The organism is Streptomyces lichenis, from assembly GCF_023218175.1.
GTDB lineage: Bacteria > Actinomycetota > Actinomycetes > Streptomycetales > Streptomycetaceae > Streptomyces > Streptomyces lichenis.
This window is the reverse complement of record NZ_JALPTH010000034.1, coordinates 43581-69065: the sequence shown is the minus strand read 5'-3', so window position 1 is coordinate 69065 and position 25485 is coordinate 43581. Positions and strand designations below refer to the sequence as shown.

Here is a 25485-nt window from a genome sequence, read left to right as displayed (position 1 = left end):
CGGGCCGCACCGGCCACTTAGCTACCCCGGCCACCCAGCCCTCCAGCCACCCCTGGGCCAGCCCGGCCCCCCCAGCCGCACCGGGCCCCCGGCCCCTCGCCCTCCCGACCCCTAGCCCCCCCGCCAAACGCCGCGGGCCGTACAGGAGACCGACCTCTCCCGTACGGCCCGCGGCCGTCCCAATCCCCCCAGGGGGAGCCGTTACGCCGGAACGCTGGCGACACCCGCCGCCAGGAACGGCTTGCCGTTCACCCGCTGCGAGACGCCCTCACGGTCCAGGTACGGCGTGATGCCGCCCAGGTGGAAGGGCCAGCCCGCGCCGGTGATCAGGCACAGGTCGATGTCCTGCGCCTCGGCGACCACGCCCTCGTCCAGCATCAGGCCGATCTCCTGCGCGACCGCGTCCAGGACACGGGCCCGCACCTGCTCCTCGGTCAGGACGCGCTCGCCCTGCTTGAGCAGCGCGGCGACCTCCGGGTCCAGCTCCGGCTTGCCGGAGTCGTAGACGTAGAAGCCCCGCTTGCCGGCCTCCACGACCGCCTTGAGGTTCGGCGAGACGGTGAAGCGCTCCGGGAAGGACCGGTTCAGCGTCTCCGAGACGTGCAGGCCGATGGCCGGACCGACCAGCTCCAGCAGCACCAGCGGCGACATCGGCAGACCCAGCGGCTCCACGGCCTTCTCGGCGGTGGCGACCGGGGTGCCCTCGTCGATGACGTTCTGGATCTCGCCCATGAAGCGGGTGAGGATGCGGTTGACCACGAACGCCGGGGCGTCCTTGACCAGCACCGCGGTCTTCTTCAGCTTCTTCGCCACACCGAACGCGGTGGCCAGCGCCGCGTCGTCGGTCTGCTCGCCGCGGACGATCTCCAGCAGCGGGAGGATGGCGACCGGGTTGAAGAAGTGGAAGCCGACGACCCGCTCCGGGTTCCGCAGCTTGGCCGCCATCTCCGACACCGACAGCGAGGAGGTGTTGGTGGCGAGGATCGCGTGCGCCGGGGCGACCGCCTCGACCTCGGCGAACACCTTCTGCTTGACGCTCATCTCCTCGAACACGGCCTCGATGATGAAGTCCGCGTCCGCGAAGCCCTCGGCCTTGTCCAGGACGCCGGAGACCAGGCCCTTGAGGCGGTTCGCCTTGTCCTGGTTGATCCGGCCCTTGCCGAGCAGCTTCTCGATCTCGGCGTGGACATAGCCCACACCCTTGTCGACGCGCTCCTGGTCGATGTCGGTCAGCACGACCGGCACCTCAAGGCGGCGCAGGAAGAGCAGCGCCAGCTGGGAGGCCATCAGACCGGCGCCGACGACACCGACCTTGGTGACCGGGCGGGCCAGCGACTTGTCCGGGGCGCCGGCCGGGCGCTTGGCGCGCTTCTGGACCAGGTTGAAGGCGTAGATGCCGCTGCGCAGCTCGCCGCCCATGATCAGGTCCGCCAGCGCGGTGTCCTCGGCGTCGAAGCCCTTCTGGAGGTCCCCGTCCTTGGCCGCCTCGATGATCTCCAGCGCCCGGTACGCGGCCGGGGCCGCCCCGTGCACCTTGGAGTCGGCGATGAACCGGCCCCGGGCCACGGCCTGGTCCCAGCCCTCGCCGCGGTCGATCTCGGCGCGCTCGACGGCGATCTCGCCCTTGAGCACGGCGGCGGTCCAGTGCAGCGACTGCTCCAGGAAGTCCGCGCCCTCGAAGACCGCGTCGGCGATGCCCAGCTCGTGCACCTGGGCGCCCTTGAGCTGCCTGTTCTGGTTGAGCGAGTTCTCGATGATCACCGAGACCGCGCGGTCGGCGCCGATCAGGTTCGGCAGCAGCGCGCAGCCGCCCCAGCCCGGCACCAGGCCGAGGAAGACCTCGGGCAGCGAGAAGGCCGGAACCGACTTCGACACGGTGCGGTAGGTGCAGTGCAGACCGACCTCGACACCGCCGCCCATCGCCGCGCCGTTGTAGTACGCGAAGGTGGGCACCGCGAGCGCGGCCAGCCGCTTGAAGACCTCGTGGCCGCCCTTGCCGATGGCGAGCGCGTCCTCGTGGCGCTTCAGCAGCTCCACGCCCTTGAGGTCGGCGCCGACGGCGAAGATGAACGGCTTGCCGGTGATCCCGACACCGACGATCTCACCCGCCCCCGCCTCCTTCTCGACCACGTCGATGGCGGCGTTGAGGTTCGCCAGCGACTGGGGGCCGAAGGTGGTCGGCTTGGTGTGGTCGTGCCCGTTGTCCAGCGTGATCAGCGCGAACCGGCCGGCCCCGGCGGGCAGGTCGAAGTGGCGTACGTGGGCGGTGGTGACGACCTCGTCCGGGAACAGCTCGGCCGCACCCTTCAGAAGCTCCGTGGTGCTGCTCATGCCTTCTCCCCCTCGAAGTGCGGGTTCTCCCAGATCACGGTGGCGCCCATGCCGAAGCCGACGCACATGGTGGTGATGCCGTAGCGGACCTGCGGCTGCTCCTCGAACTGGCGGGCCAGCTGGGTCATCAGCCGGACGCCGGAGGAGGCCAGCGGGTGGCCGAAGGCGATGGCGCCGCCGTACTGGTTCACCCGGGTGTCGTCGTCGGCGATGCCGTAGTGGTCCAGGAAGGCGAGCACCTGCACGGCGAACGCCTCGTTGATCTCGAACAGACCGATGTCACCGATGGTCAGGCCCGCCTTGGCGAGCGCCTTCTCGGTGGCCGGGATCGGGCCGTAGCCCATGACCTCCGGCTCCACACCGGCGTACGCGAAGGAGACCAGCCGCATCTTCACCGGCAGGCCGTGCTCGCGGGCGAAGTCCTCGGAGGCCACCAGCGAGGCGGTGGCGCCGTCGTTCAGACCGGCCGCGTTGCCCGCGGTGACGTTGCCGTGCACCCGGAACGGCGTCTTCAGCCCGGCCAGGTTCTCCAGCGTGGTGCCCGGGCGCATCGGCTCGTCCGCCGTCACCAGACCCCAGCCGGTCTCACCCGCCTCGGCGTTCGTCCGGCGCACCGAGATCGGCACCAGGTCGGCCTGGATCTTGCCGTTGGCGTACGCCTTGGCCGCCTTCTCCTGGCTGCGCACCGCGTACTCGTCGGCCCGCTGCTTGGTGATGTGCGGGTAGCGGTCGTGCAGGTTCTCCGCGGTCATGCCCATGAACAGGGCGGACTCGTCCACCAGCTTCTCGCTGACGAACCGCGGGTTGGGGTCGACGCCCTCACCCATCGGGTGGCGCCCCATGTGCTCCACACCGCCCGCGATCACCGCGTCGTACGCGCCGAAGGCGATGGAGCCGGCCGTGGTGGTCACCGCGGTCATCGCACCGGCGCACATCCGGTCGATGGAGTAGCCCGGCACCGACTGCGGCAGCCCCGCCAGGATGCCCGCGGTCCGGCCGATGGTCAGGCCCTGGTCGCCGATCTGCGTGGTCGCCGCGATGGCCACCTCGTCGATCTTGGCCGGGTCCAGGTCCGGGTTGCGGCGCAGCAGCTCCCGGATCGCCTTCACGACGAGGTCGTCGGCACGGGTCTCGTGGTAGACGCCCTTCGGGCCCGCCTTGCCGAACGGGGTGCGGACGCCGTCGACGAAGACGACGTCCCTGACGGTACGAGGCACGATGGCTCTCCTCCAGGGTGCGGGGTGGCACTGCTGCGGCGCACACGGCTAAGCGCGCGCTCGCCCCCATGCTACTTACGGGTAACCAGACTGCACAGTCCCCCCGCCGACAGCGGCGAACGTCACACCCCGTCACCGCGGCGAGCCCGCCCCCGCACACACCGGCGCCCCCTCCCGAAGGAGAGGGCGCCACCTTCCGACCCCTGCTGGTATCCCCGCTCTCTCAGCCCTTCTCCACCGCCGACAACGCGCCCACCAGCACCGGAGTCACCTGCTCCACCTGCCAGGGCCGCGCCCCGTACCCGGCCAGCGCCGCGGAGACCGCCTCCGCGGTCGGCTCGGCCGGCGGCTCCCAGCAGACCCGGCGCACCGTGTCCGGGGTGATCAGGTTCTCCGGCGGCAGGTTCAGCGCCTCCGCCAGCGCCGTCACGGCCGCCCGCGCCGCGGTCAGCCGGGCCGCGGCCACCGGGTCCTTGTCCGCCCACGCCCGCGGCGGCGGGGGCCCGGTCACCTGCTGCCCCGGCTGCGGCAGCCGGTCCTCGGGCAGCGCCCGGGCCCGGTCCACCGCCGCCTGCCACTGCTCCAGCTGGCGCCGCCCCTGCCGCTGACCGAACCCGTTCAGCGCCGACAGCGCCTGCACGTTCGCCGGCAGCGACAGCGCCGCCTCCACGATCGCCGCGTCCCCCAGCACCTTGCCCGGCGACACGTCCCGCCGCTGGGCGATCTTGTCCCGCAGCGTCCACAGCTCCCGCACCACCGCCATCTGGCGCCGGCGCCGCACCTTGTGCATCCCCGACGTCCGACGCCACGGGTCCTTGCGCGGCGGCGCGGGCGGGGCGGCGGCGATCGCGGCGAACTCCTGGCGCGCCCACTCCAGCTTGCCCTGCCCCCGCAGCTCCTCCTCCAGGGAGTCGCGCAGATCCCGCAGCAGCTCCACGTCGAGCGCGGCGTACCGCAGCCACGGCTCGGGCAGCGGGCGGGTGGACCAGTCCACCGCCGAGTGCCCCTTCTCCAGCGCGTAACCGAGCACCGTCTCCACCATCGCGCCCAGCCCGACCCGCGGGAACCCGGCCAGCCGCCCGGCCAGCTCGGTGTCGAACAGGGTGTCCGGCACCATGCCTATGTCCCGCAGGCACGGCAGGTCCTGGGTGGCCGCGTGCAGGATCCACTCCGCCCCGCCCAGCGCCTCACCGAGGCCCGACAGGTCCGGGCAGCCGACCGGGTCGATCAACGCGGTGCCGGCGCCCTCGCGCCGCAGCTGCACCAGATACGCCCGCTGCCCGTAGCGGTATCCGGACGCCCGCTCGGCGTCCACCGCCACCGGTCCGGTCCCCGCCGCGAAGGCGGCGACCACCTCCGCCAGGGCATGCTCGTCGGCCACCACCGGCGGGATCCCCTCGCGGGGCTCCAGCAGGGGAATGGGCGCCCCGTCGACCGCGACGCCGGTCGCGGCGTCGTCCGGAGGGCCGCCCCCGGTGGTGCGCAGTACGGTCTCGGCTGCGGTCTCTCGGGCGTCCGTCACCTGTCAACAATATCCGTGAACGGCGGACGCCCGTCGACGGAACGTTCCGTCGACGGGCGTCCGAGGGTGCCGGATCCGGTCAGTGGATGATCCCGGTACGCAGCGCCACCGCGACCATCCCGGCCCGGTCGCCCGTGCCGAGCTTGCGCGCGATTCTCGCCAGGTGGCTCTTCACGGTCAGCGCGGACAGGCCCATCGACACTCCGATGGCCTTGTTGGACTGCCCCTCGGCCACCAGGCGCAGCACCTCCACCTCGCGCCCGGACAGCTCCCGGTAGCCGCCCGGGTGGCTCGGGGCACCCGGGGGGCGGCGGTGCAGCCGCGCGGCCGCGGCACCGATCGGCGCGGCGCCGTGCCGCGTCGGGTGCCCGATGTTGGTACGGGTACCGGTGACGACATAGCCCTTGACGCCGCCCGCCAGGGCGTTGCGCACGGCACCGATGTCGTCGGCGGCCGACAGCGCCAGCCCGTTGGGCCAGCCCGCGGCGCGGGTCTCGGACAGCAGGGTCAGCCCGGAGCCGTCGGGCAGGTGGACGTCCGCCACGCAGATGTCACGAGGGTTGCCGATGCGCGGGCGGGCCTCCGCGATCGACGACGCCTCGATGACATCCCGGACGCCGAGCGCCCAGAGGTGGCGGGTGACGGTGGAACGGACACGGGGATCGGCCACGACGACCATGGCCGTGGGCTTGTTGGGCCGGTAGGCGACCAGGCTTGCGGGCTGCTCGAGGAGAACGGACACCAAGCCTCCAGGGGGAAGGTGCGGGACACCGGCTCGGGGAAAAGCCGGGCGAACCGTGCGGGATGGGTCACAGGACTCTTCGGCAGCCGGTGGCTCCGCCTTTAGGGGAAGATCACGATCTAGTGAGTAACAATTCCACCGGGCCCTAGAGCGGGCGGCGGCCAGGGCCCCGGTGCGGGCCGGTGGCTTCTCCCCCAAGGACTCCGTCCAGGGGGTACCCCCAGCGCGCGCGACCCTGCGTACCCCCACCCGACCGGCGGCGCACTGACCGATTCACCGTGGCTGATGACCTCCGGGCCGACGGCCCGGGCCACCTCTTACCGGGCCCCGCCCGGACCTGAGCCCCTTCCGGGCCGTGGATCCTTTCCGGGCCGAGGGCCCGCACCGGTGGGGCGCTACTGCCCGGCGGGTGGGACGGCCCTGCCCGACTCGTACCGCCGGATACGGCCCTTTCGGGCCTGGGGCCCGTACCGTCGCGTCGGGCATTGGTCCCGGCCGTCAGGCCGGGAGATGGGGCCACCGGGGGTGCACTCGCCCTCCGGACGTTGGGTGGGGTACGCAGGGTCGCGCGCGCAGCCGCCGAGCGTAATGAGGCGGTGCGCTTGACCGTCTGACGGTGAGCGCGAGCGGCGAGCACGTGAGCCCGGAGTGCCCCGCCCCCCACCCACCGGGCAGAGTGCACACCCACCGGACCCGCAAACCGCCACCGGACCGGTCCACAGCAGACGCAGACGCGTCAGCGGGGCCACCGGGCCGCAGACGAAGACCCGGTCAACACTAGGCGCGGCGGGGGCCTCGGCGTTGGGGGAGGGAGACCACGCCGGCGGAGGGGCCGTCCGGGGTGGACGGGGCGGACGGGGGGAGGCCCGCGACCTGGCAGAGGAGGTCGCACCAGGCGGCCAGGTGCGCCGAGGTGTCCGGCACCCCGCCGGAGCCCTCGCGCGGGGTCCAGGAGGCGCGGATCTCGATCTGGGTGGCCGGGCGCCGGTCCGCGAGGCCGCCGAAGTAGTACGAGCCCGCCCGGGTCACCGTCCCGGACGCCTCGTCGTAGGGGAGGCCGCGGGCCTCCAGCGCGCCGGTCAACCAGGTCCAGCACACCTCCGGCAGCAGCGGATCCGCCGCCATCTCGGCTTCCAGCTCGGCCCGGACCAGGGTCACCAGGCGGAAGGCGCCCTGCCAGGCCTCGTGCCCGTCCGGGTCGTGGAGCAGGACGAGGCGGCCGTCCGCCAGGTCCTCGTCGTCCGCGACAACGGCCGCTTCGAGGGCGTACGCGTAGGGCGCGAGCCGCTTCGGTGCCGGGGCGGTGTCCAGCTCGATCTCCGGCCGCATCCGCGCCGACGTCAGACCGTCCACCGCGCGCCGGAAGGCCGGCGGCACGGACGGTGCCTCCTGCCGCCCGGAATCGGGGACTCCGCCACCCCCCTCGGGGTGAGCGGAGTGATCGGAGAACTGTCCATGCGCCGCAGCCATGCCGGGAAGGTTAGGCGGAAGGAGCCCCGCACGCGGGAGGGACACCCCGGGCCCCGCGAGCCGGTTGCCCACGCATGCGAAGATTCGGTGCGTGAGTGCCAACGGACGCCCCCCGGGCCAGCAGACCCCGCCCCCGCAGAACCCGCAGAAGCCGCAGAAGCCGCAGAACTCGCAGAACTCGCAGAACTCGCAGAACTCGCAGACGCGTGACTCCGCGTTTCTTCGGGCGTGCCGGCGGGAGGCCGTGCCGCACACGCCGGTGTGGTTCATGCGCCAGGCGGGGCGTTCGCTGCCGGAGTACCTGAAGGTGCGCGAGGGCATCCCCATGCTGGAGTCCTGCATGCGGCCCGAGCTGGTCACCGAGATCACCCTGCAGCCGGTGCGCCGGCACAAGGTGGACGCGGCGATCTACTTCAGCGACATCGTGGTGCCGCTCAAGGCCATCGGCGTCGACCTGGACATCAAGCCGGGGGTCGGGCCGGTGGTGGCGGAGCCCATCCGCAGCCGGGCCGACCTGGAGCGGCTGCGGGAGCTGACCCCGGAGGACGTGCACTACGTCACCGAGGCGATCGGGATGCTCACCGGCGAGCTGGGCGCCACCCCGCTGATCGGCTTCGCCGGGGCCCCGTTCACCCTGGCCAGCTATCTGGTCGAGGGCGGGCCGTCGCGGAACCACGAGCACACCAAGGCCCTGATGTACGGGGACCCGCAGCTCTGGGCGGATCTGCTGGACCGGCTCGCGGGGATCACCGCCGCCTTCCTGAAGGTGCAGATCGAGGCGGGCGCCTCGGCCGTGCAGCTCTTCGACTCCTGGGTCGGCGCGCTCTCCCCGGCGGACTACCGGCGCTCGGTGATGCCCGCCTCGGCGAAGGTGTTCGAGGCGGTCGCCGGGTACGGCGTGCCGCGCATCCACTTCGGTGTGGGCACCGGCGAACTGCTGGGGCTGATGGGCGAGGTCGGCGCGGACGTGGTCGGCGTGGACTGGCGGGTGCCGATGGACGAGGCGGCCCGCCGGGTCGGGCCCGGCAAGGCGCTCCAGGGCAACCTGGACCCGGCGGTGCTGTTCTCCACCCGGGAGGCGGTCGAGGCCAAGGCCGACGAGGTGCTGGCCGCCGCGTCCGGTCTGGAGGGCCATGTGTTCAACCTGGGCCACGGGGTGCTCCCCACCACCGACCCGGACGCCCTGACCCGGCTGGTGGAGTACGTCCACGAGAAGACGGCGGGCGGCAGGGGCTGAGAGCGGAGGGGGGAGGGGCGGCGCCGTCGCGGGGAACGGCGCCGCCCCTCCCGCGTACCCCGGGCGTCAGCCCGCGCGCACCGCGGCGACCGCCTTGCGGGCCGCGACCTGGACCGGGTCCCAGACCGGGGAGAACGGCGGGGCGTAGCCGAGGTCCAGGGCGACGATCTGCTCGACCGTCATCCCGGCGGTGAGCGCCACCGCCGCGATGTCGACCCGCTTGGCCGCGCCCTCGCGGCCGACGATCTGGCAGCCCAGCAGCCGGCCGGTGCGGCGTTCGGCGAGCATCTTCACCGTCATGGGGGCCGCGCTCGGGTAGTAGCCGGCCCGGCTGGTCGCCTCGATGGTGGCGGTGACGTACTGGAGGCCGACGGCGCGGGCGTCCTTCTCGCGCAGCCCGGTGCGGGCGATCTCCAGGTCGCAGACCTTGCTGACGGCGGTGCCGACCGCGCCGGGGAAGGTGGCGTAGCCGCCGCCGACGTTGGCGCCGATGACCTGGCCGTGCTTGTTGGAGTGGGTGCCGAGCGGGAGGTGGCGTTCGCGGCCGGAGACCAGGTCCAGCACCTCCACGCAGTCGCCGCCGGCCCAGATGTCCTCCCGGCCGCGCACCCGCTGGGAGAGGTCGGTGAGCAGCCCGCCGAAGGAGCCGAGGGGCAGCCCGGCGTCCCGGGCGAGGGCGGTCTCGGGGGCCACGCCCATGCCGAGGACCACCACGTCGGCGGGGTACTCGGCGTCGTCGGTGGCCACCGCCCGTACCGTGCCGTCCTCACCGGTGAGGATCTTGGTGACCTCGGCTCCGGCGACCGTCTCGATGCCCAGGCCGTCCATCGCCTGGTGGACCAGCCGCCCCATGTCGGGGTCGAGCGTGGACATCGGCTGCTCGCCCCGGTTGAGGACGGTCACCCGGTAGCCGCGCAACAGCAGCGCCTCCGCCATCTCCACGCCGATGTACCCGGCGCCGACGACCACCGCGCGGCGGCCGTGGTCGCCCTCCAGCCGCCCCAGGGTGTCCAGCAGCGCCTGACCGTCGTCCAGGGTCTGCACCCCGTGCACCCCGGGCGCGTCGATGCCCGGCAGCGGCGGCCGCACCGGGCGGGCCCCGGTGGCGATGACCAGCTTGTCGTAGCCGGTCCACTCCTCCGTACCGGAGTCCACCTGCCGGGTGCGCACCCGGGAGCGGTCCGGGTCCAGCTCCACCACCTCGGTGCGCAGCCGGAGGTCGATACCGCGCTCGCGGTGCTCCTCCGGGGAGCGGGCGATCAGCGCGTCCGGGCCGTCCACCTCACCGCCGACCCAGTAGGGGATGCCGCATGCCGAGTACGAGGTGAAGTGGCCCCGCTCGAAGGCGATGATGTCCAGGTCCTCGGGCTTCTTCAGCCGTCTGGCCTGCGAGGCGGCCGCCATGCCCGCCGCGTCCCCGCCGATGACCACCAGTCGTTCGCGTCCTGTGGATGCCATGGCCGACACGCTACGCGGTGCGCTCGGGGCGTCTGAGAGAGTGGCCGCATGGACGGCACCAACGGCATCAGCGGGGCGGGGACGGCGGCGGACGCCGGTACGGGGCGCGGCGGGCACACCGTCGTCATCGGCGGCGGTATCGCGGGGCTGGCGGCGGCCCATCGGCTGGCCGCCGCCGGGGCGCGGGTCACCGTGCTGGAGGCCACCACCCGGCTCGGCGGCAAGCTCCAGGCGGGGGAGTTGGCGGGCGCCCCGGTGGATCTGGGCGCCGAGTCGATGCTGGCCCGCCGGCCCGAGGCGGTGGAGCTGGCCCGGGCGGTCGGCCTGGGCGACCGGCTCCAGCCGCCGGCCACCGCCACCGCCTCGGTGTGGACCCGGGACGCCCTGCGGCCGATGCCCAAGGGCCATGTGATGGGGGTGCCCGGGGATCCGGCCGCGCTCGCCGGGCTGCTGTCGGCGGAGGGTACCGAGCGGATCGGGGCCGAGGGGGCGCTGCCGCCGATCGATCCGGAGGAGCTGGACGGCGATGTGGCGGTGGGGGAGTTCGTCGCCCGGCGGCTGGGCCGCGAGGTGGTGGACCGGCTGGTGGAGCCGCTGCTCGGCGGGGTGTACGCGGGGGACGCGTACCGGATCTCGCTGCGGGCCGCCGTGCCGAAGCTGTACGAGGAGGCCCGGCGGCATCCGACGCTGATGGAGGCGGTACGGGCGGTGCAGCGGGCCGCCGCCGGGGCGAGCGGGCCGGTCTTCCTGGGGATCGCGGGCGGGGTGGGCACCCTGCCCGGGGCGGTCGCGGACGCGGTCACCGGCTTGGGGGGCGACATCCGGCTGGACCGTCCGGTGCACGAGTTGAGGAGGACGACGGGGGAGGGGTGGCGGGTGCGCACGGGCGGGGAGCTGATCGAGGCGGACGCGGTGGTGCTGGCGACGCCCGCCTGGTCGGCCTCCGAGCTGCTGGCCTCCCTGGCTCCGGCGGCCTCGGCCGAACTGGCCGCCGTGGAGTACGCCTCGATGGCCCTGGTCACCCTCGCCTACCGGCGCGCGGAGGCGGAGGCGGTGCTGCCGGCCGGCTCCGGGTTCCTGGTCCCGCCGGTGGACGGACGCACCATCAAGGCGTCCACCTTCTCCTCCCGCAAGTGGCGCTGGACGGACGAGGGTTCGGACGAGCTGCTGTTCCTGCGCACCTCGGTGGGGCGGCATGGGGAGGAGGAGCACCTGCGCCGGGAGGACGGGGAGCTGGTCGCCGCCTCGCGTACCGATCTGGCGGCCGCCACCGGACTGACCGCCGCGCCGGTCGCCTCGGTGGTCACCCGCTGGACCGGGGGGCTGCCGCAGTACCCGGTGGGCCATCTCGACCGGGTCGCCCGGATCCGCGCCGCGGTGGCCGAACTGCCCGGTCTCGCGGTCTGCGGGGCGGTCTACGACGGGGTCGGGATCCCCGCCTGTGTGGCCAGCGCCCACCGCGCGGCCGACGAGATCCTCGCCATGCCGACCCTGGCGCACGGCACCGCGGGCGGGGGGCGAGAATAGCCCCATGAGTGCGCCCGAAAAGATCCCGAACGCCGGCAAGAAGGCGAAGGACCTCAACGAGGTCATCCGCTACACGCTGTGGTCCGTCTTCAAGCTGCGCGAGGTGCTGCCCGCCGACCGCGCCGGCTACGCCGACGAGGTCCAGGAGCTGTTCGACCAGCTCGCCGAGAAGGACGTCACCGTCCGCGGCACCTACGACCTGTCCGGTCTGCGCGCCGACGCCGACCTGATGATCTGGTGGCACGCCGAGACCAGTGACGCTCTTCAGGACGCGTACAACCTCTTCCGCCGCACCACGCTCGGGCGGGCGCTGGAGCCGGTCTGGTCGAACATGGCGCTGCACCGCCCGGCCGAGTTCAACAAGTCGCACATCCCGGCGTTCCTCGCCGACGAGACGGCCCGCGACTACGTCAGCGTCTACCCGTTCGTGCGCTCCTACGACTGGTACCTGCTGCCGGACGAGGACCGCCGCCGGATGCTCGCCGACCACGGCAAGATGGCCCGCGGCTACCCTGATGTGCGCGCCAACACGGTTGCCTCGTTCTCGCTGGGCGACTACGAGTGGATCCTGGCCTTCGAGGCGGACGAGCTGTACCGGATCGTGGATCTGATGCGCCATCTGCGGGCCTCCGAGGCGCGGATGCACGTCCGCGAGGAGGTGCCGTTCTACACCGGCCGCCGCAAGTCGGTGGCGGATCTGGTGGCCGGGCTGGCGTAACGCCGGCCACCGGGCCGTTGCCTCGCCAGGGCCGCGGTCACTTCTCGCGGGAGACCCGAGGTCCGGAAGATCAGACGGCCGGAGGGCGCCGGGGGGTGCGTGTACGCGCTTCCCGTCCCGCCCGCCGACCGCTCCAGCGACACCGGACCGCCGTAGAGGGTCCCGCTCCGGGTGCGGCGCGCGTCGTGTACGCGCGCCGCACCCTTCGTCGTACGCCAGAGCGCTAGCGGATGCCCAGGGCCCGCGGGTGCGGGGTGGTGAGCGCCGCCCGCAGCGCGGGGTCGTCCAGGGTGCCGACTCCGCCGACCGCCACCGCCGACAGCGGGTCCCGGGGGCTCAGCCGCCGCAGCAGCCGCTGCCCGGCCGGAGAGGCCCAGCCGGTGTACGGCCGGCACTCGAACCGGGCGATCACCAGGCAGCCCGTCGTCAGCACCAGCGGCAGCCCGAACCAGGCCAGTTCGGGCGCGGCCGGGGTGTGCGCCTCGGGCAGCAGCAGTACGGCGGCCGCGGCCAGCGCCACGGTCAGCGCGGTGGAGGCCCGTACCGCGCGCAGCGCCCCGAGCACCGCGGCCCGGGTGTCGGCGGCGACCGCGAGCCCGCTGCCGACCAGGCGGTCCGCCAGGCTTCGTACGGGCTGGTCCGCCGAGGCCCCGGCCCGTACCGCGGCTATCGGGGACTGCCCCTCGGGGCCGATCGCCCCGAGGACGGAGCGCTCCCACTCGTCCCCGCCGTCCGGCCGGACCACCGTCGCCCAGCCGGTGTGGGCGAGCAGCACCCGCTGCCGCCGGTGCATCGAGACCAGGGTCAGCTCGGCCACCCGCTGCGGGCCGCCGGCCAGGAACGCCGCCTCGTGCAGGGTCAGTTCGGCGGCGGGCCCGGTGTCCCCGGGGCCGGGGCGGTGGTGGTCGGTGGCGGCCACGGCGGTCAGGCAGAGCCGTACGCAGCTGAGGGCCGCCGCGACCCAGGTGACCAGCAGAAGAGGGACCCAGAGCATGCCGGAGTTGTACGCCACCGGTGCGGGGGACCGCCACGGGATATTCACCAAGTGGACGGCGGTGCGGCGGGCTTTCGGGCCCGGTCAGCCGGAGCTGCCGCCTCCGCAGCTCGACCCGCCACCGCTGCCACCGCAGCTGGAACTGCTCCCGCCGCCGCAGCTCGATCCGCCGCCGCAGCTGGACCCGCCTCCGCCGCACCCCCAGCCGCCGCCCCCGCCGTCGCCCCCGCCGGGGGCGGTCGAGGCGCACCACACCACGGCGGCCCCTCCGGCGTAGACCGCGCTGTCGTCGGCGGAGCCATGGGCCGCCGAACGGCGCCTGCCCCGGCCACCGCTCATCCGGGCCGCCGCGACCAGTTGCTCGAACAGCGCCCGGTCCGGCAGCGCGCGCAGCCCCTGCGCCGCGACCAGCGCCCCCGGGTCGGCCGACGCCGCGTAGGCCCTGCGGTACTCGTCCCGGGCGGCCGTGCCGGCCCGGGTGGTGTGGCGCCCCAGCAGATTGCGGCAGACCGCGCCCACCACCACACCCGCCACCACCGCGGGCACCACGGTGAAGACGAAGGGCACCGGGAAGTCCTGGTCGGCGGCGTCGAAGGCGGTGGCCATCTGGATGAAGGTCAGCGGGATGGCGAGGAACAGCAGCAGCACGCTGCCCCCGGCCAGCGCCCCGGCCAGCCGCCGTGCGCCGGGCTCATGGCCGGGCGGGAGCAGCAGCCCCCGGGCCGCCAGGCCGTCCCCGACCTCCTGGACGGCCGGGTGGCGCATGGCCGCCAGCCGTACGGTGTGCAGGGCGCCGTTCGGCGCGGCGGCGAGGGTGTCCAGCACCGCCCGCTCCACCGTGTCCCGGGCCTCCGGGCGCACCACGGTGATGATCCCCGGGCCGCCGACCACCACCCGGCCGTCCGCGTGCAGGGCGGCGATCGCCGCGTCCACGGTCCGCGCGGGACCGCCGCCCAGGAAGGCCGCCTCCGAGCGGTCCAGCGGTGCCCGGTCGGCCGTCCGGACGCCGCGCCCGCGCCGCACCACCGCGGTGACCAGCACCACCGAGGCGACCAGGACGAACGCGTACACCAGCAAGGTGAGGATGTTCATGCCCGGGCTCCCGTCAGCGCGGTACGGGCGGCCCGCAGCAGCCGGGTGGTCCGGCCCGGCGGCCGTGCGCCCGCCCGGTCCCGCCACCAGCGGGTGAGCTCGCGCCGGGCTGCCGGGTCCTCCGGCAGGTTCCGGCTGAGCAGGTGCTCGGCGAAGTCCAGCGCGTCCCGCCGGTAGCCGTCCCGCATCGGCCGGCCCGCCGCGTACCCGCCGAACGCCGGCCGGTAGCCGTCGCCGAGGATGCCCGGCAGCTCGGGAGCCACCTTGGCGACCACCCCGGCCCGCTTGGCCGTCAGCGCCCGGCTCTGCACCCGCAGCCGGGCCGCGTCGAAACCGTGCGGCACGGGCCCGCCGGCGACCAGGCCGGACAGCAGCGCGGTCTGGGCGAGGGCGAGCCGCTCCCGGGCGCCCTGCCCGGCCGCGACCACCCGGGGCCGCCCCGCGTCCGCGACGGTGCCCGTATCGGTAGGCGCCCGCCCGGCTCCGCCGGCGGCCACCGTCTCGCGGATCACCGCGACCTCGGAGGCCAGCTCACCGGGGGGCGGGAAGTCGTCGTCCCGCTCCAGCAGCACCCCCGGCGGGGACACCCGGGAGGCGAGGTCGGCGAGGACGTCCAGCACGGCCCGGGGCACCGGGTGGGCATGGGTGTCGTGCCACACGCCGTCCCGCTCGACCCCGCCGGCCACATGGACGTAGGCGATGGCCTCCACCGGCAGCTCGGCCAGCGCCTTGGCCGGGTCCTCGCCCCGGTTGACGTGGTTGGTGTGCAGATTGGCCACGTCGATCAGCAGCCGCACCCCGGTCCGCTCCACCAGCTCGGCCAGGAACTGCCCCTCGGTCAGCTCCTCGCCGGGCCAGCCGAACAGGGCGGCGATGTTCTCCAGCGCCAGCGGCACCGGCAGGCTGTCCTGGGCGATCCGCACGTTCTCGCAGAGCACGTCCAGGGCCTCCCGGGTGCGCGGCACCGGCAGCAGATGGCCCGCCTCCAGCCGCGGTGAGCCGGTGAGCGGCCCCCCGGCCCGTACGAAGGCGATGTGCTCGGTCACCAGCGGCGCGCCCAGGGCCTCGGCCCGGGCGGCGAGGTCGGCGAGCCGGCCGGGGTCGGGGCGGTCGGCTCCGCCGAGCCCGAGGGAGACCCCGTGCGGGACGACGGTGACGCCCCGCTCGCGCAGCCGGGCCAGCGAGGGGTGGAGGTGGCCGGGGCAGACGTTCTCCGCCACCACCTCCACCCAGTCGACCCCGCCCGGGCCGCCGGCGGCCAGCCCCTCGACCGCCTCCGCGATCTCCGGCCGCCAGCCGATCCCCACTCCCAGTGCCGCCATGCCTGCGGTCATGTCCCCCACCTCCGCGCTCCGGACTCGTCGTCCGTCCGGTGATCCGATCATCCGGTACTCCGGTCGCAGGGGTGATGGCCCCGCCCGGCGGCGGTCAATCCGCACCCGGCCCTGTTCAGAGCTTCATTTGAGGTTGGGGGGCCAAGGGGATGGGTTATGGGTCAGTTCCCGGCTGCGGGCCGGTTGGTGTTGACGGCGGTGGGGGCGCCGGGCTGGGTGGACGGGCGCGAGGTGAAGGACCCGTCACCGCTGGGCCGGGCCGGGGAGGGGGCGGGCGGCAGGTTGCCGTTGGGCGGCGGCGGGCCGGAGGGGCTGGCGGTGGCGCCCCCGGCGGCCTCGTTGGCTATCGCGTCGAAGTCGACCAGGCCGGTCGCCTCCAGCATCGTGATGTGGTCCAGCACCGTCTGGTTGGCGTCCGAGGCGAGCTGGCGCACCAGCATGTTGCGGGTGGTGTGGCGCACCTCGGCCACCACCGCGAAGACCTTGCCGTGCGCGTTGCGCAGCAGGTTGGCGAACTTCCGGTCGTACTCCTGGCCCTGGGCCGCCGACAGCTCCCGCAGCCAGCCCTGCTGCTGCTCGTTGGGCTGGTTGGGCAGCTCCACGCCCAGCTTGGCGCTGACGTCCCGCACCCGCTGGTCCAGGTCGGTGTGGCCGACCACCAGATGGTCGCCGGCGTCCTTGATGGCCTGGCTGGGGGCGCGTTCGATGGCCTGCTGCCCGGCGGGGAGCTCCCACAGCCCGGCGAGCCGCACCTTCACCAGGAAGTCCCGGTCCAGCGCCGACAGCGGCCCCCACTGGGTGGCCACGGTCGAGGCGTTGAGGTTCGCCTGCCCGGTGCCCGACCGGTCGGCGTAGGACCAGACAGGGAACGCCAGCGCCCCCACGGTGGCGACCAGGGCCGCGAGGATGAGGGCCGTGCCGTTGATACGTCGCAACAAGTGGGTGCCTCCCGAGCCGGACGCAGGACGCGGATGCCTGACGCCGATGCATTGCTGGGAGGTACGTATACCGGGGGCGGAGTGTTCAGTTCCGCCGGACGGCCGAGGAGGGCGCCGGGTATGCCGGTTATGGGATGCGACTTCGCTCACACCGTCTCGGAGGGGGCGGGTGAAAGCGCTGGTCAGGGGAGTGGTTCGGCGCGGTCGTGATCGCCCGGGACTGGAACGTCCGGCACGACGGCGCCGGCTTCGTCACCCGCTTCGCGGTGGACACCGGCTTCCTGCGCCGCCACCCGGTCCGGCAGGCGGGCGGCCGGACCATCCTGGAGCTGTGGGTGCCGGCCGGGGAGCTGGACGAGTTCAACGCCCATATCGTGGGGCCGATCGAGCTGGTGCACGAGTTCCGCTGAGCGGCCCTAGACGCGCCGGGCCGCCGGGTGGTCGGCGACCACGGTGCAGGAGCCGGGGGCGATCTCGGTGAAGCCGGCGTCCCGGACCAGCGGGAGGCCGGAGGTAGTGAGCCCGCTCCAGTCCTCGGCGCTCGCGGTGTGGACGGTGAGCGGGAAGCCGGCCTCCCGCCAGGCCTTGCGGTCCGGCTCCGGCAGGGCGTACCAGAGCAGTTGGGCGCCATGGCCGACCTGCGCCATCTCCTTGCCGGTGGACATCGACAGCTCGGGGCTGAGCCACAGCAGGGCCTGCTCCGGGGCGCGGGCGGGCGGGTCGGCGGGGTCGGTCAGCTCGGTGCCGGAGACCTGGAGCTTGGCCAGCTCCTTGGGCCAGCCGTCCAGCGGCACCGGGGGGAACACCCGTACCTCGGCGGTGCCGGCGGTCACCGTGAGCCCGGGCAGGGCGGCGGCCCGGCGCCACTCGGCGCCCCGGGCCCGGCGGACCACCTTGCGGATCCGGGCGTCCTGCCAGGCGCCCATCGCCTCGGCCCACTCGCCCTCGCCGTGGGAGCGGTCGTCGGACAGCATCACCAGTACGGCGCGGGCGGCGGCCTCCAGGGCGTCGGTACGGGCGGGCGGGGCGTCCCGCTCCAGCCGTACGACGAGCGGGAGCACATACTGCGGAAGGGCGTCACGGGGGTCATCGGTGCTGCTCACCCGGCCAGTCTGCCAGGTGCCCGGGACCGCGATCTTGGCGGAACGGCCTCTTCCGGGCGACCATGCCCGCATGAAGAGCGACCTTTTCGCAGCCGAGAACCTCGCGCAGCAGGCCGCCGTCCCCGGGATGGCCCTGCAGAACGCCAAGTCCGTCAAGTACACCGTCAACGGGGAGATGCACGCCCGGCAGGGATCGATGGTCGCCTTCCGCGGCAACCTCCAGTTCGAGCGGAAGGGCCAGGGCCTGGGCGGGATGCTCAAGCGGGCCGTCACCGGGGAGGGCCTGGCGCTGATGGCGGTGCGCGGACAGGGCGAGGCCTGGTTCGCGCACGAGGCCCAGAACTGCTTCATCGTGGACGTCGAGCCCGGGGACGCGCTGACCGTCAACGGGCGCAACGTGCTCTGCTTCGACGCCACCCTCTCGTACGAGATCAAGACCGTGAAGGGCGCAGGGATGACCGGCGGCGGGCTGTTCAACAGCGTGTTCACCGGCCACGGCAAGCTGGCGCTGGTCTGCGACGGCAACCCGATCGTCATCCCGGTCTCGCACAACCAGCCGGTCTACGTGGACACCGACGCGGTGGTCGGCTGGAGCGCGCAGCTGGGCACCTCGCTGCACCGCTCGCAGTCCGTGGGCTCGATGATCCGCGGCGGTTCCGGTGAGGCGGTGCAGCTCAAGCTGGAGGGTGAGGGCTTCGTCGTGGTCCGCCCGAGCGAGCTGGTGCCCAAGCCGGAGTAGTCCTGTACGGGGTCGGTGCCCGGCGTCAGCCGCGCCGGGCGCCGGCCATCAGTTCGGAGACCTTGACGAACCGGTAGCCGCGCGCCCGGAGTTCGGGCACGATCCGGCGGATGGCCCGCTCGGTGGCCGGGGCCGCGCTGCGGGTGCAGTGCATCACCACCAGCGAGCCGGGCTTCACGCCGTCCAGGACCTGCTCGGCGACCGCGTCCGCGTCCGTGGCGAAGGCGTCGCCGCTGACCACGTCCCACTGGACGGCCGTCACCTTCGCCGGGCCCAGCGCGCGCAGCGCCGCGTCGTCGTAGCAGCCGCCGGGGAAGCGGAAGTACGGCACGGTGTTCCGCGCCCCGGCCGCCTTGAACGCGTCGAAGGCCCGCCGTACGTCGGCCGCCATCCGCTCGCCGTCCACCCGGGGCAGCCCGTAGCAGTCGCCGGTGAAGGCGTGGTGGCTGTAGGAGTGGTTGGCGATCTCGAAGCGCGGGTCGGTGCCGATGGCCTTCGCCTGGTCCGGGTACTCCTCGGCCCAGCGGCCGGTCATGAACACGGTCGCGTCCACCTTGAGGCGGCGCAGGGTGGCGATCAGCTCCGGGTTGTCGAACCGCTCGCCGTTCGCCGCCCGGGGCCCCTGGTCGGCTGTCATATCGGCGTCGAAGGTGAGGGCGACCGTCTTGCCCCCGGCCGCGCTGCCGCGGGTGAACACCGGGGTCAGCCCGCCCGGGCCGGGCGCCAGGACCGGCGGCGCGGCCGGAACGGGGGCGGCGGGCGCGCTGTTCGGCCGGGCGGCCGCGGTAGGTCCGGCGGGCCCCGGCGCCGCGGCGTCACCGCAACCGGCCAGGCAGAGGGGGAGTAGCGGGGCCAGCGCCCAGAACGTCACTTTTCGTACGAAGCTCGTCACATAGTGAAATATATGATCATCGGACCAGCTCCGCCGTGCCGGGCGGCCACCCGTGCCTCCTCCCGCTGCCGTCCGGAGTAGTCCAGCGCGAGGTCCCGCCCCGTCCGGGCGATCGTGAACGGGAGCCCGCTCCCCGCCCACACGAATCCCCGCCCAGACGAAAGAGACGGCACGCATGACCGAGGACACCGCGACCCGCCCCCTGCTGGGTCCGCCGCCCGTGCGGCACTGGCCCTCGCTCGACCTCACCGGGACCGACTTCGACCCGGTGCTCGGCGAGCTGATGCGCGAGGGCCCGATCACCCGCGTCCAACTCGCCCACGGCGAGGGTTGGGCCTGGCTGCTCACCCGCTACGAGGACGTCAAGGCCGTCGTCAACGACCCGCGCTTCAGCCGGGCCGCCGTCGCCACCGGTCAGGTCACCCGGATCGCCCCGCACTTCAAGCCCAAGCCGGGCTCACTCGCCTTCGCCGACCAGCCCGACCACAACCGGCTGCGCACGGCCGTCGCCCCCGCCTTCACCTCCCGCGGGGTGGGGCGGCTGCGCGCCCGCTGCCAGGAGATGCTGGACGAGCTGGTGGAGGCGATGGTCCAAGGCGGCTCGCCGGCCGACCTCACCGCCCGTGTCCTGGAACCCTTCCCGCTCACCACCATCTGCGAGGTCATGGGCATCCCGGAGGCCGACCGGGAGCGGATGGCCGCCTGGACCCGGCAGATCGTCTCCGCCGCCGGCGCCGAGGCCACCGCCCGTGCCAAGGAGGGGATGTACGGCTGGTTCGCCGAGGAGGTCCGGGCCCGCCGCGGCGCCACCGGGGAGGACGTGGTCTCCCTGCTGGGCGCGGCCGTGGGGCGCGGCGACCTCACCGAGGAGGAGGCCATCGGCGTCGCCGGCCCGCTCCAGATCGGCGGCGAGGCGGTCACCAACAACGTCGGCAACATGTTCTTCCTGCTGCTCACCCGGCCCGCCCTGCTGGAGCGGATGCGCGCCGAACCGGAGAACCGCGCCCGCTTCACCGACGAGCTGCTCCGCTACATCCCGCACCGCAGCGCCGTGGGGCTGGCCCGGATCGCCTGCGAGGACGTCGAGCTGCACGGGGTGCGGATCCACGCGGGCGAGGCGGTCTACGTCTCGTACCTCTCGGCCAACCGCGACCCGGACGTCTTCCCCGACCCCGAGCGCATCGACTTCGACCGGGCGCCCAACCCGCATGTCTCCTTCGGGCACGGCCCGCACTACTGCGCGGGCGCCATGCTCGCCCGGATGCAGACCGAGCTGCTGGTGGACACCCTGGTCGACCGCTTCCCGGCGCTGCGGCTCGCCGTCCCGCCGGAGGAGGTGCCCTGGCGCCGCCGCACCCTCATCCGCGGGCCGGAGGCGCTCCCGGTCGCCTGGTGAACCCCGCGTGACCCCGCTCCCGTCACACCGTGGCGGCGGGCGGGGTCCACCGGCGGGTGCGGGGCACCGCGCCGGAGACCCCGTACTCCTTGCGCAGCGCCTCCGGAACGGCGTAGTGCATCACCCGGCCCCGGGTGAGTGTGGACAGCTCGAAGACCGAGGTCAGATGGCCGAGACGGTCCAGCGCCCAGGCGCCGAACGGCGAGCGGTCCTCGATGGTCTCCAGCACCCCGAGCAGCTGCGGAACGGCCCGTACCGCCGTGTCGAAGGGCGTACGGGACACCTCCAGCCAGTCGGCGCAGGTGTCCCCGACCAGATAGCGGATGAGGGCGGAGACCACCGGGTCGAAGACCGTGCCGGGCACCACCTCCTCGTACAGCTCGACCAGCTGCCGGGTGAGGTGCGCCCCCTCCTCGGAGGGCCCCATGTGCCGGACCATGTACAGATCCAGGAAGGCGCGGGCCTCGGTGACGGTCCTCGGCACGGCGTCCTGGTCGACGCCGAGCATCGCGCCCACCACCCGCCAGGCGTAGTAGTAGGCGTCGGCGCCCTCCTCGGACATGTGGATGCCGAGCCGGTGCAGGCTGTCCAGCACCAGCATCGAGAAGAACATCTGACCGCCGATCATGTCCTCCTGGCAGATCGGCGTGCCCAGCGCCGCGGTGTCCCAGCGGCCCTCGCGTACCAGGTGGTGGCGGATGGCGGCGTGCAGCAGCCGCACCTTCTGCGCCGCCGGGATGAAGCGGCTGCCCGCCTCGAAGGCGCCGGGCTGCATCAGGTACACGGTGAACTGGCCGGTCTCCGCCATCCGCTTGGAGGGGTAGCTCAGCCCATGGGTGGCCGACAGCAGCCGCGCCACATGCGGCACCAGATAGCAGGCGGGCATGGCGGCGAAGGACAGCGCGGTGGAGATGTGCACGTTGTTGTCGGTGAAGAACAGCCGGGCCCGCTCCATCTCGCCCCAGTCCACCCAGTCCGGCGGCGCGGCGGTGGTGTGCAGATACTCCCGCGCCACCTCGGGCAGCCCGTCCGGCAGCGGCGCCCCGGCCGTGGAGACGTACCGCATCAGGGTGTTGAACTTCCCCACCTCGCCCCGGGCGAAGAGGGTGGCGACGGTGGCGTCGGCCAGTTCGTCGCCTCGGCCGCGCAGGGCGTCCATCGAGGCCTCGGTCAGGGTCATCGGCTCCTCTTCCCTCACGGATACGGGGGCGGTCGTCAGGACAGCCGGGTGGCGGCGGAGTGGGCCAGGGCGGTGAGCGCGGCGGCGGCCGGCGGCGGCAGGGCCAGCCCGTCCAGGGCGTCCAGGGCCTCCGAGACCCGCTCGGCGATCATCGCCTCGACCCGGTCGGGCGCCTTCAGCCGGCGCAGCAGCCCGCACACCGCCCGCACCCCCTCCGCGTCCAGGTCGCGCCGCCCCAGCAGGGCGTCCAGCTCGGCCCGCTCCCGGTCCCCGGCGGCCCGCCAGGCCTCCGCCAGCAGCGCGGTGGGCCGCCGGGCCCGCAGGTCGTCGGCGTTGGCCTTGCCGGTGCGGGCCGGCTCCCCGAACAGCCCGAGCAGGTCGTCCCGCAGCTGGAAGGCCTCGCCGAGCGGCAGCCCGTACGCGGTGTAGCCCTCGCGCAGCCGCCCGCCCGCCCCGGCCAGCGCCCCGCCGATCAGCAGCGGCTGCTCCACGGTGTACTTGGCGGTCTTGTAGCGGACCACCTTCAGCGAGGCGGCGGTGTCCGGGACGCCCCCGGTGTGCAGGATCTCCAGGCACTCGCCCGCCACCAGCTCCCGGGCCAGCGCCGCCCACAGCGGCCGGGCCCGCCCCAGATACGCCGAGGGCAGCCCGCTGGTGGTGAACAGCTGCCCGGCCAGCGACATCAGCAGGTCCCCGACGAGCATCGCCAGCGAACGGGCCGCGCTCACCGCCCGGGGGCGGCGCCGGACCGCGGACCGCAGCGCGACCTGGGCGGTGGGCCGCCCGTGCCGCAGCGGGCTGTCGTCGATCAGGTCGTCGTGCACCACCGCGGCGGCGTGCACCAGCTCCATCGCGGCGGCCGCCCGTACCAGCGCCTCGCTGTCCGGCTGGCCCACCGCGCGCCAGCCCCAGTAGCAGAACGCCGCCCGCAGCCGCTTGCCCTCGGCCACGGCGCTCTCCAACTGCCCGGCCACCGGGGCGAGGGCCGGGTCGATCGCGGTGAGCCGGTCGGCCTCCTCGGCCACGAAGGCGCGCAGGACCGTGTCGACCCGCTCCTTGAACGCGGCCGGCTCCCACCGCTCAGCCGCCATCGACGCCCCGCCGGGCCCGGGCCCGCTGGGCCAGCACCTCCAGATGGGCCGGGGGCACCGCCGCGTACCGGTCCAGCACCAGCCGGCCCCGGGCCACCAGATCGTGCTCGGCGTCCGCCGCCAGCTCGGCCGCGTCCGACCGCCGCAGCAGCCCCCGCACCGTGCCCAGGGCGGCCCCCAGCGTGCTCACCGCCAGATCGGCCGCCCCGGCCACCAGCAGCAGCGCCCGCTGGTCCAGTCCGGCCCGCTGGTCCGATCCGGCCCGGTGGGGCATTCCCCGGTCGTCCGCCCCGGTGGGCCTTCCCGTCGCTTCCACCACGCCCGCTCCCCACACCCGCAGCTCTCCGGCGGCGCCCGGTCGCGCGCCGCCGGAGACAGGCTCCCCGCCCTGCGGTTCGCCCGAACGGCGGATACCGCTGACGGATGATGCGTAGTACGGGTGTGCGGATTTCTCCGGGGGGCTCAGGCGAACGGGCCGGTGACGGCGAAGGTGGTGCCGGGGGTGTAGCAGTTGACGTACATGGTGTCGCCGTCCGGGGAGAAGGTCACCCCGGCGAACTCGCCCCACTCGGGGTCCTCGGGGGTGCCGATGTTGTGGGCGCCGCGCGCCATCGCGTACACCTCACCGCGCCGGGTGACGCCGAAGACATGCTGGGCGCCGCTCCCGTCCTCGCAGACCATCAGCCCGCCGCCGGGGGCCAGGCAGATGTTGTCCGGGGACTCGCCGGGCAGTCGTACGTCGGTGTCCGGGCCGAAGACGATCACCAGGGTGAGCCGGCGCCGGTCCGGCTCGTACCGCCACACCTGCCCGAAGTGGTCGGCGGCGGAGCCCTCCCGGGCGCGGGCGTAGCTGGAGACGAAGTACACCGAGCGGTCGCCCCAGTAGCAGCCCTCCAGCTTCTGGGCGTGGGTGATCCCGCCGCTGCCGAAGTCCTGGAAGCGGACGGGGGTGTCGCGGGCCAGCGGGTCGGGCACCTCGATCCACTCGATCCGGTCGAAGACCGCCCCGGTCTCGCGTACGGCGGAGAGGTCCGGCACGCCCGGGACGCGCATCGCCTCCAGCCGGCCGCCGGCGCGCAGCGAACCGGTGCCGCCCAGGGGGCGGTTCGGCAGGAAGCGGTAGAACAGCCCGAAGGGCCGGTCGAAGGCGTCCTCGGTCTCGTACACCACCCCGCTGCGCGGATCGACCGCGACGGCCTCGTGCTGGAAGCGGCCCATCGCGGTCAGCGGCACCGCGCCGGTGCGCAGCGGGTCGCCGGGATGCACCTCGAAGACGAAGCCGTGGTCCTTGGTGTAGCCGTGGGTGCCGGCCCGGTCCTCGGTCTCCTCGCAGGTCAGCCAGGTGCCCCAGGGGGTGCGGCCGCCCGCGCAGTTGACCGCGGTGCCGGCCACCGCGACCCGCTCGCCGACCACCCGGCCCCGGGCGTCGAGCTCGATCGCGGTGCAGCCGCCCTTGCCCTCCGGGTCGTAGGTGAGGCCGCGCACGGTGGGCACCGGGATGCGGCCGTCGTAGCGGTTCTCGTGGTTGCGGACCAGATGGACCCGGCCGCGGCGGCCGGCGAAGGCGGCCATCCCGTCGTGGTTGCTCGGCACCCGGCCCTCGCCGGAGCGCAGCCGGTCGCCCTCCCGGGACAGCACCCGGTAGCGGAAACCTTTCGGCAGGTCCAGCAGCTTGTCCGGGTCGGGGACCAGGGGCCCGTAGCCGGTGTGGCCGCGGGCGGCGGCGGTCCCGGCGAAGAGTTCGGTGAGGGCGCCGGTGAAGGTGATCCCGGCGGCCGTGGCGCCGCCGGCGGCCAGGACCTGACGTCGTGTCGCGGACGGCGGTGGTACGGACGACCGTGCGGTGGACTGCCCTGCGGTGGACTGCCCTGCGGTGGACTCCCGTGGTGCGGACATGAGGCGACTCCCTGCTGGCGGTGAGCTGACAGGAGCGGTGACGTGACCCGCATGTGTGTACCACGCACCGTGCTGGTGCGTGAACCATGCGGGCCACGGCGCCTCGCGGGATCCCCGGGACGGCGGTGCGGCCCGCCACGGGGCCCGGACTCAGGCCAGCTCGGCGGTGAGGGTGATCGTGGTGCCGGACAGGGCCTGGCTGACCGGGCAGTTCTTCTTGGCGTCCTCGGCGGCCGTGGCGAAGGACTCGGCGTCCAGACCGGGCACCTCGCCGCGCACGGTCAGATGGATGCCGGTGATGCCCTCACCCGGCTGGAAGGTGACGTCGGCCTTGGTCTCCAGACGGGTGGGCGGGTTCCCGGCGCCGGTCAGGCCGTGCGAGAGGGCCATCGAGAAGCAGCTGGAGTGCGCGGCCGCGATCAGCTCCTCCGGGCTGGTCCTGCCGTTCGCCTGCTCGGCGCGGGAGGGCCAGGAGACCGGCTGGGAACCGATGCCCGAGGAGTCGAAGGTGACGGTGCCGGAGCCCTTGAGGAGCTCGCCCTCCCAGACCGTGTGGGCGGTGCGCGTGGTGGCCATGACTGATCCTTTCCGATCGGTGTACGGCCCCC

The 25485-nt window shown here is 74.1% G+C and carries 22 protein-coding genes and 1 pseudogene; 6 read left to right on the top strand and 17 right to left on the bottom strand.

The genetic code is table 11. From position 1 onward, the window contains the following. Positions 1–201 precede the first annotated feature (201 nt). The 5 genes from M1O15_RS27540 to M1O15_RS27520 all read right to left on the bottom strand — a co-directional run bounded on the left by M1O15_RS27540 (position 202) and on the right by M1O15_RS27520 (position 7282). Complete coding sequence (locus tag M1O15_RS27540) at positions 202–2331, bottom strand: 3-hydroxyacyl-CoA dehydrogenase NAD-binding domain-containing protein (RefSeq protein WP_248636905.1); 2130 nt, start codon at positions 2329–2331, stop codon at positions 202–204. Beyond that, positions 2328–3548 (bottom strand): thiolase family protein, encoded by a 1221-nt coding sequence (locus tag M1O15_RS27535; RefSeq protein WP_248636904.1) that lies wholly within the window; start codon positions 3546–3548, stop codon positions 2328–2330. Before M1O15_RS27535 ends, M1O15_RS27540 begins: the two co-directional genes overlap by 4 nt. Before the next feature lie 223 nt (positions 3549–3771). Beyond that, the gene (locus M1O15_RS27530) at positions 3772–5070 is read right to left on the bottom strand and encodes a ribonuclease D (RefSeq protein ID WP_248636903.1); all 1299 of its coding nucleotides are present in this window, start codon (positions 5068–5070) and stop codon (positions 3772–3774) included. A gap of 79 nt (positions 5071–5149) precedes the next feature. Beyond that, positions 5150–5812 (bottom strand): helix-turn-helix transcriptional regulator, encoded by a 663-nt coding sequence (locus M1O15_RS27525; RefSeq protein WP_248636902.1) that lies wholly within the window; start codon positions 5810–5812, stop codon positions 5150–5152. Positions 5813–6589: 777 nt separating this feature from the next. Next, a complete protein-coding gene (locus M1O15_RS27520; RefSeq protein WP_248636901.1) occupies positions 6590–7282 on the bottom strand; it encodes a DUF3000 domain-containing protein in 693 nt (230 codons plus the stop codon). Positions 7283–7373: 91 nt separating this feature from the next. Here M1O15_RS27520 and hemE point away from each other — a divergent pair, with 91 nt between their 5' ends. Further along, complete coding sequence (hemE, locus tag M1O15_RS27515) at positions 7374–8519, top strand: uroporphyrinogen decarboxylase (RefSeq protein WP_248636900.1); 1146 nt, start codon at positions 7374–7376, stop codon at positions 8517–8519. Between the two features lie 66 nt (positions 8520–8585). Here hemE and M1O15_RS27510 read toward each other — a convergent pair whose 3' ends face one another. Beyond that, positions 8586–9977 (bottom strand): FAD-dependent oxidoreductase, encoded by a 1392-nt coding sequence (locus M1O15_RS27510; protein ID WP_248636899.1) that lies wholly within the window; start codon positions 9975–9977, stop codon positions 8586–8588. Positions 9978–10025: 48 nt separating this feature from the next. Between M1O15_RS27510 and hemG the strand changes: the two genes are divergently transcribed. Both hemG and hemQ read left to right on the top strand, forming a co-directional pair. Then, positions 10026–11504, top strand: a complete 1479-nt coding sequence (gene hemG, locus M1O15_RS27505; protein WP_248636898.1) for a protoporphyrinogen oxidase — start codon at positions 10026–10028, stop codon at positions 11502–11504. 4 nt (positions 11505–11508) lie between these two features. After that, a complete protein-coding gene (gene hemQ / locus M1O15_RS27500) occupies positions 11509–12222 on the top strand; it encodes a hydrogen peroxide-dependent heme synthase (RefSeq protein ID WP_248636897.1) in 714 nt (237 codons plus the stop codon). A gap of 223 nt (positions 12223–12445) precedes the next feature. Here the strand turns inward: hemQ and M1O15_RS27495 are convergent, their stop codons facing one another. The 4 genes from M1O15_RS27495 to M1O15_RS27480 form a co-directional block, all read right to left on the bottom strand. Then, the gene (locus M1O15_RS27495) at positions 12446–13216 is read right to left on the bottom strand and encodes a TIGR04222 domain-containing membrane protein (protein WP_248636896.1); all 771 of its coding nucleotides are present in this window, start codon (positions 13214–13216) and stop codon (positions 12446–12448) included. An 84-nt stretch (positions 13217–13300) separates the two neighbouring features. Beyond that, a complete protein-coding gene (locus M1O15_RS27490) occupies positions 13301–14308 on the bottom strand; it encodes a TIGR04222 domain-containing membrane protein (protein WP_248636895.1) in 1008 nt (335 codons plus the stop codon). After that, the gene (locus M1O15_RS27485; RefSeq protein WP_248636894.1) at positions 14305–15642 is read right to left on the bottom strand and encodes an MbnB/TglH/ChrH family RiPP precursor modification enzyme; all 1338 of its coding nucleotides are present in this window, start codon (positions 15640–15642) and stop codon (positions 14305–14307) included. Before M1O15_RS27485 ends, M1O15_RS27490 begins: the two co-directional genes overlap by 4 nt. 161 nt (positions 15643–15803) lie before the next feature. Next, the gene (locus M1O15_RS27480; RefSeq protein WP_248636893.1) at positions 15804–16577 is read right to left on the bottom strand and encodes a DUF4142 domain-containing protein; all 774 of its coding nucleotides are present in this window, start codon (positions 16575–16577) and stop codon (positions 15804–15806) included. Positions 16578–16780: 203 nt separating this feature from the next. Between M1O15_RS27480 and M1O15_RS27475 the strand changes: the two are divergent. Then, positions 16781–16990 (top strand): annotated as a pseudogene (locus tag M1O15_RS27475) (hypothetical protein); the annotation flags it as partial. Positions 16991–16996: 6 nt separating this feature from the next. On the opposite strand, the gene M1O15_RS27470 reads toward M1O15_RS27475, so the two are convergent. Beyond that, the gene (locus M1O15_RS27470) at positions 16997–17683 is read right to left on the bottom strand and encodes a peptidyl-tRNA hydrolase (RefSeq protein ID WP_248636892.1); all 687 of its coding nucleotides are present in this window, start codon (positions 17681–17683) and stop codon (positions 16997–16999) included. Between the two features lie 70 nt (positions 17684–17753). Here M1O15_RS27470 and M1O15_RS27465 point away from each other — a divergent pair, with 70 nt between their 5' ends. Then, the gene (locus M1O15_RS27465) at positions 17754–18422 is read left to right on the top strand and encodes an AIM24 family protein (protein WP_248636891.1); all 669 of its coding nucleotides are present in this window, start codon (positions 17754–17756) and stop codon (positions 18420–18422) included. A 25-nt stretch (positions 18423–18447) separates the two neighbouring features. Here the strand turns inward: M1O15_RS27465 and M1O15_RS27460 are convergent, their stop codons facing one another. Further along, positions 18448–19314, bottom strand: coding sequence for a polysaccharide deacetylase family protein (locus M1O15_RS27460; RefSeq protein ID WP_248636890.1), 867 nt, complete (start codon positions 19312–19314; stop codon positions 18448–18450). Positions 19315–19489: 175 nt separating this feature from the next. On the opposite strand from M1O15_RS27460, the gene M1O15_RS27455 reads away from it, so the two are divergent. Further along, positions 19490–20710 carry a cytochrome P450 gene (locus tag M1O15_RS27455; RefSeq protein ID WP_248636889.1) on the top strand — a complete coding sequence of 407 codons (1221 nt, stop codon included), beginning with the start codon at positions 19490–19492 and terminating at the stop codon, positions 20708–20710. A 22-nt stretch (positions 20711–20732) separates the two neighbouring features. On the opposite strand, the gene M1O15_RS27450 is transcribed toward M1O15_RS27455, so the two are convergent. From M1O15_RS27450 to M1O15_RS27430, 5 genes are all read right to left on the bottom strand, one after another. Next, positions 20733–21890: an oxygenase MpaB family protein gene (locus tag M1O15_RS27450; protein WP_248636888.1), complete on the bottom strand. Its 1158-nt coding sequence runs from the start codon at positions 21888–21890 to the stop codon at positions 20733–20735. A 35-nt stretch (positions 21891–21925) separates the two neighbouring features. Beyond that, positions 21926–22981 (bottom strand): polyprenyl synthetase family protein, encoded by a 1056-nt coding sequence (locus tag M1O15_RS27445; protein ID WP_248636887.1) that lies wholly within the window; start codon positions 22979–22981, stop codon positions 21926–21928. After that, positions 22971–23255, bottom strand: coding sequence for a polyprenyl synthetase (locus M1O15_RS27440; protein ID WP_248636910.1), 285 nt, complete (start codon positions 23253–23255; stop codon positions 22971–22973). The genes M1O15_RS27445 and M1O15_RS27440 overlap by 11 nt, the downstream gene beginning before the upstream one ends. 188 nt (positions 23256–23443) lie before the next feature. Next, entirely contained in the window at positions 23444–24877 is a 1434-nt protein-coding gene (locus M1O15_RS27435; RefSeq protein ID WP_248636886.1) for an alkaline phosphatase PhoX, read from the bottom strand. Between the two features lie 150 nt (positions 24878–25027). After that, on the bottom strand, positions 25028–25453 hold the full coding sequence (locus tag M1O15_RS27430) for an OsmC family protein (RefSeq protein WP_248636885.1): 426 nt from the start codon (positions 25451–25453) through the stop codon (positions 25028–25030). Positions 25454–25485 lie beyond the last annotated feature (32 nt).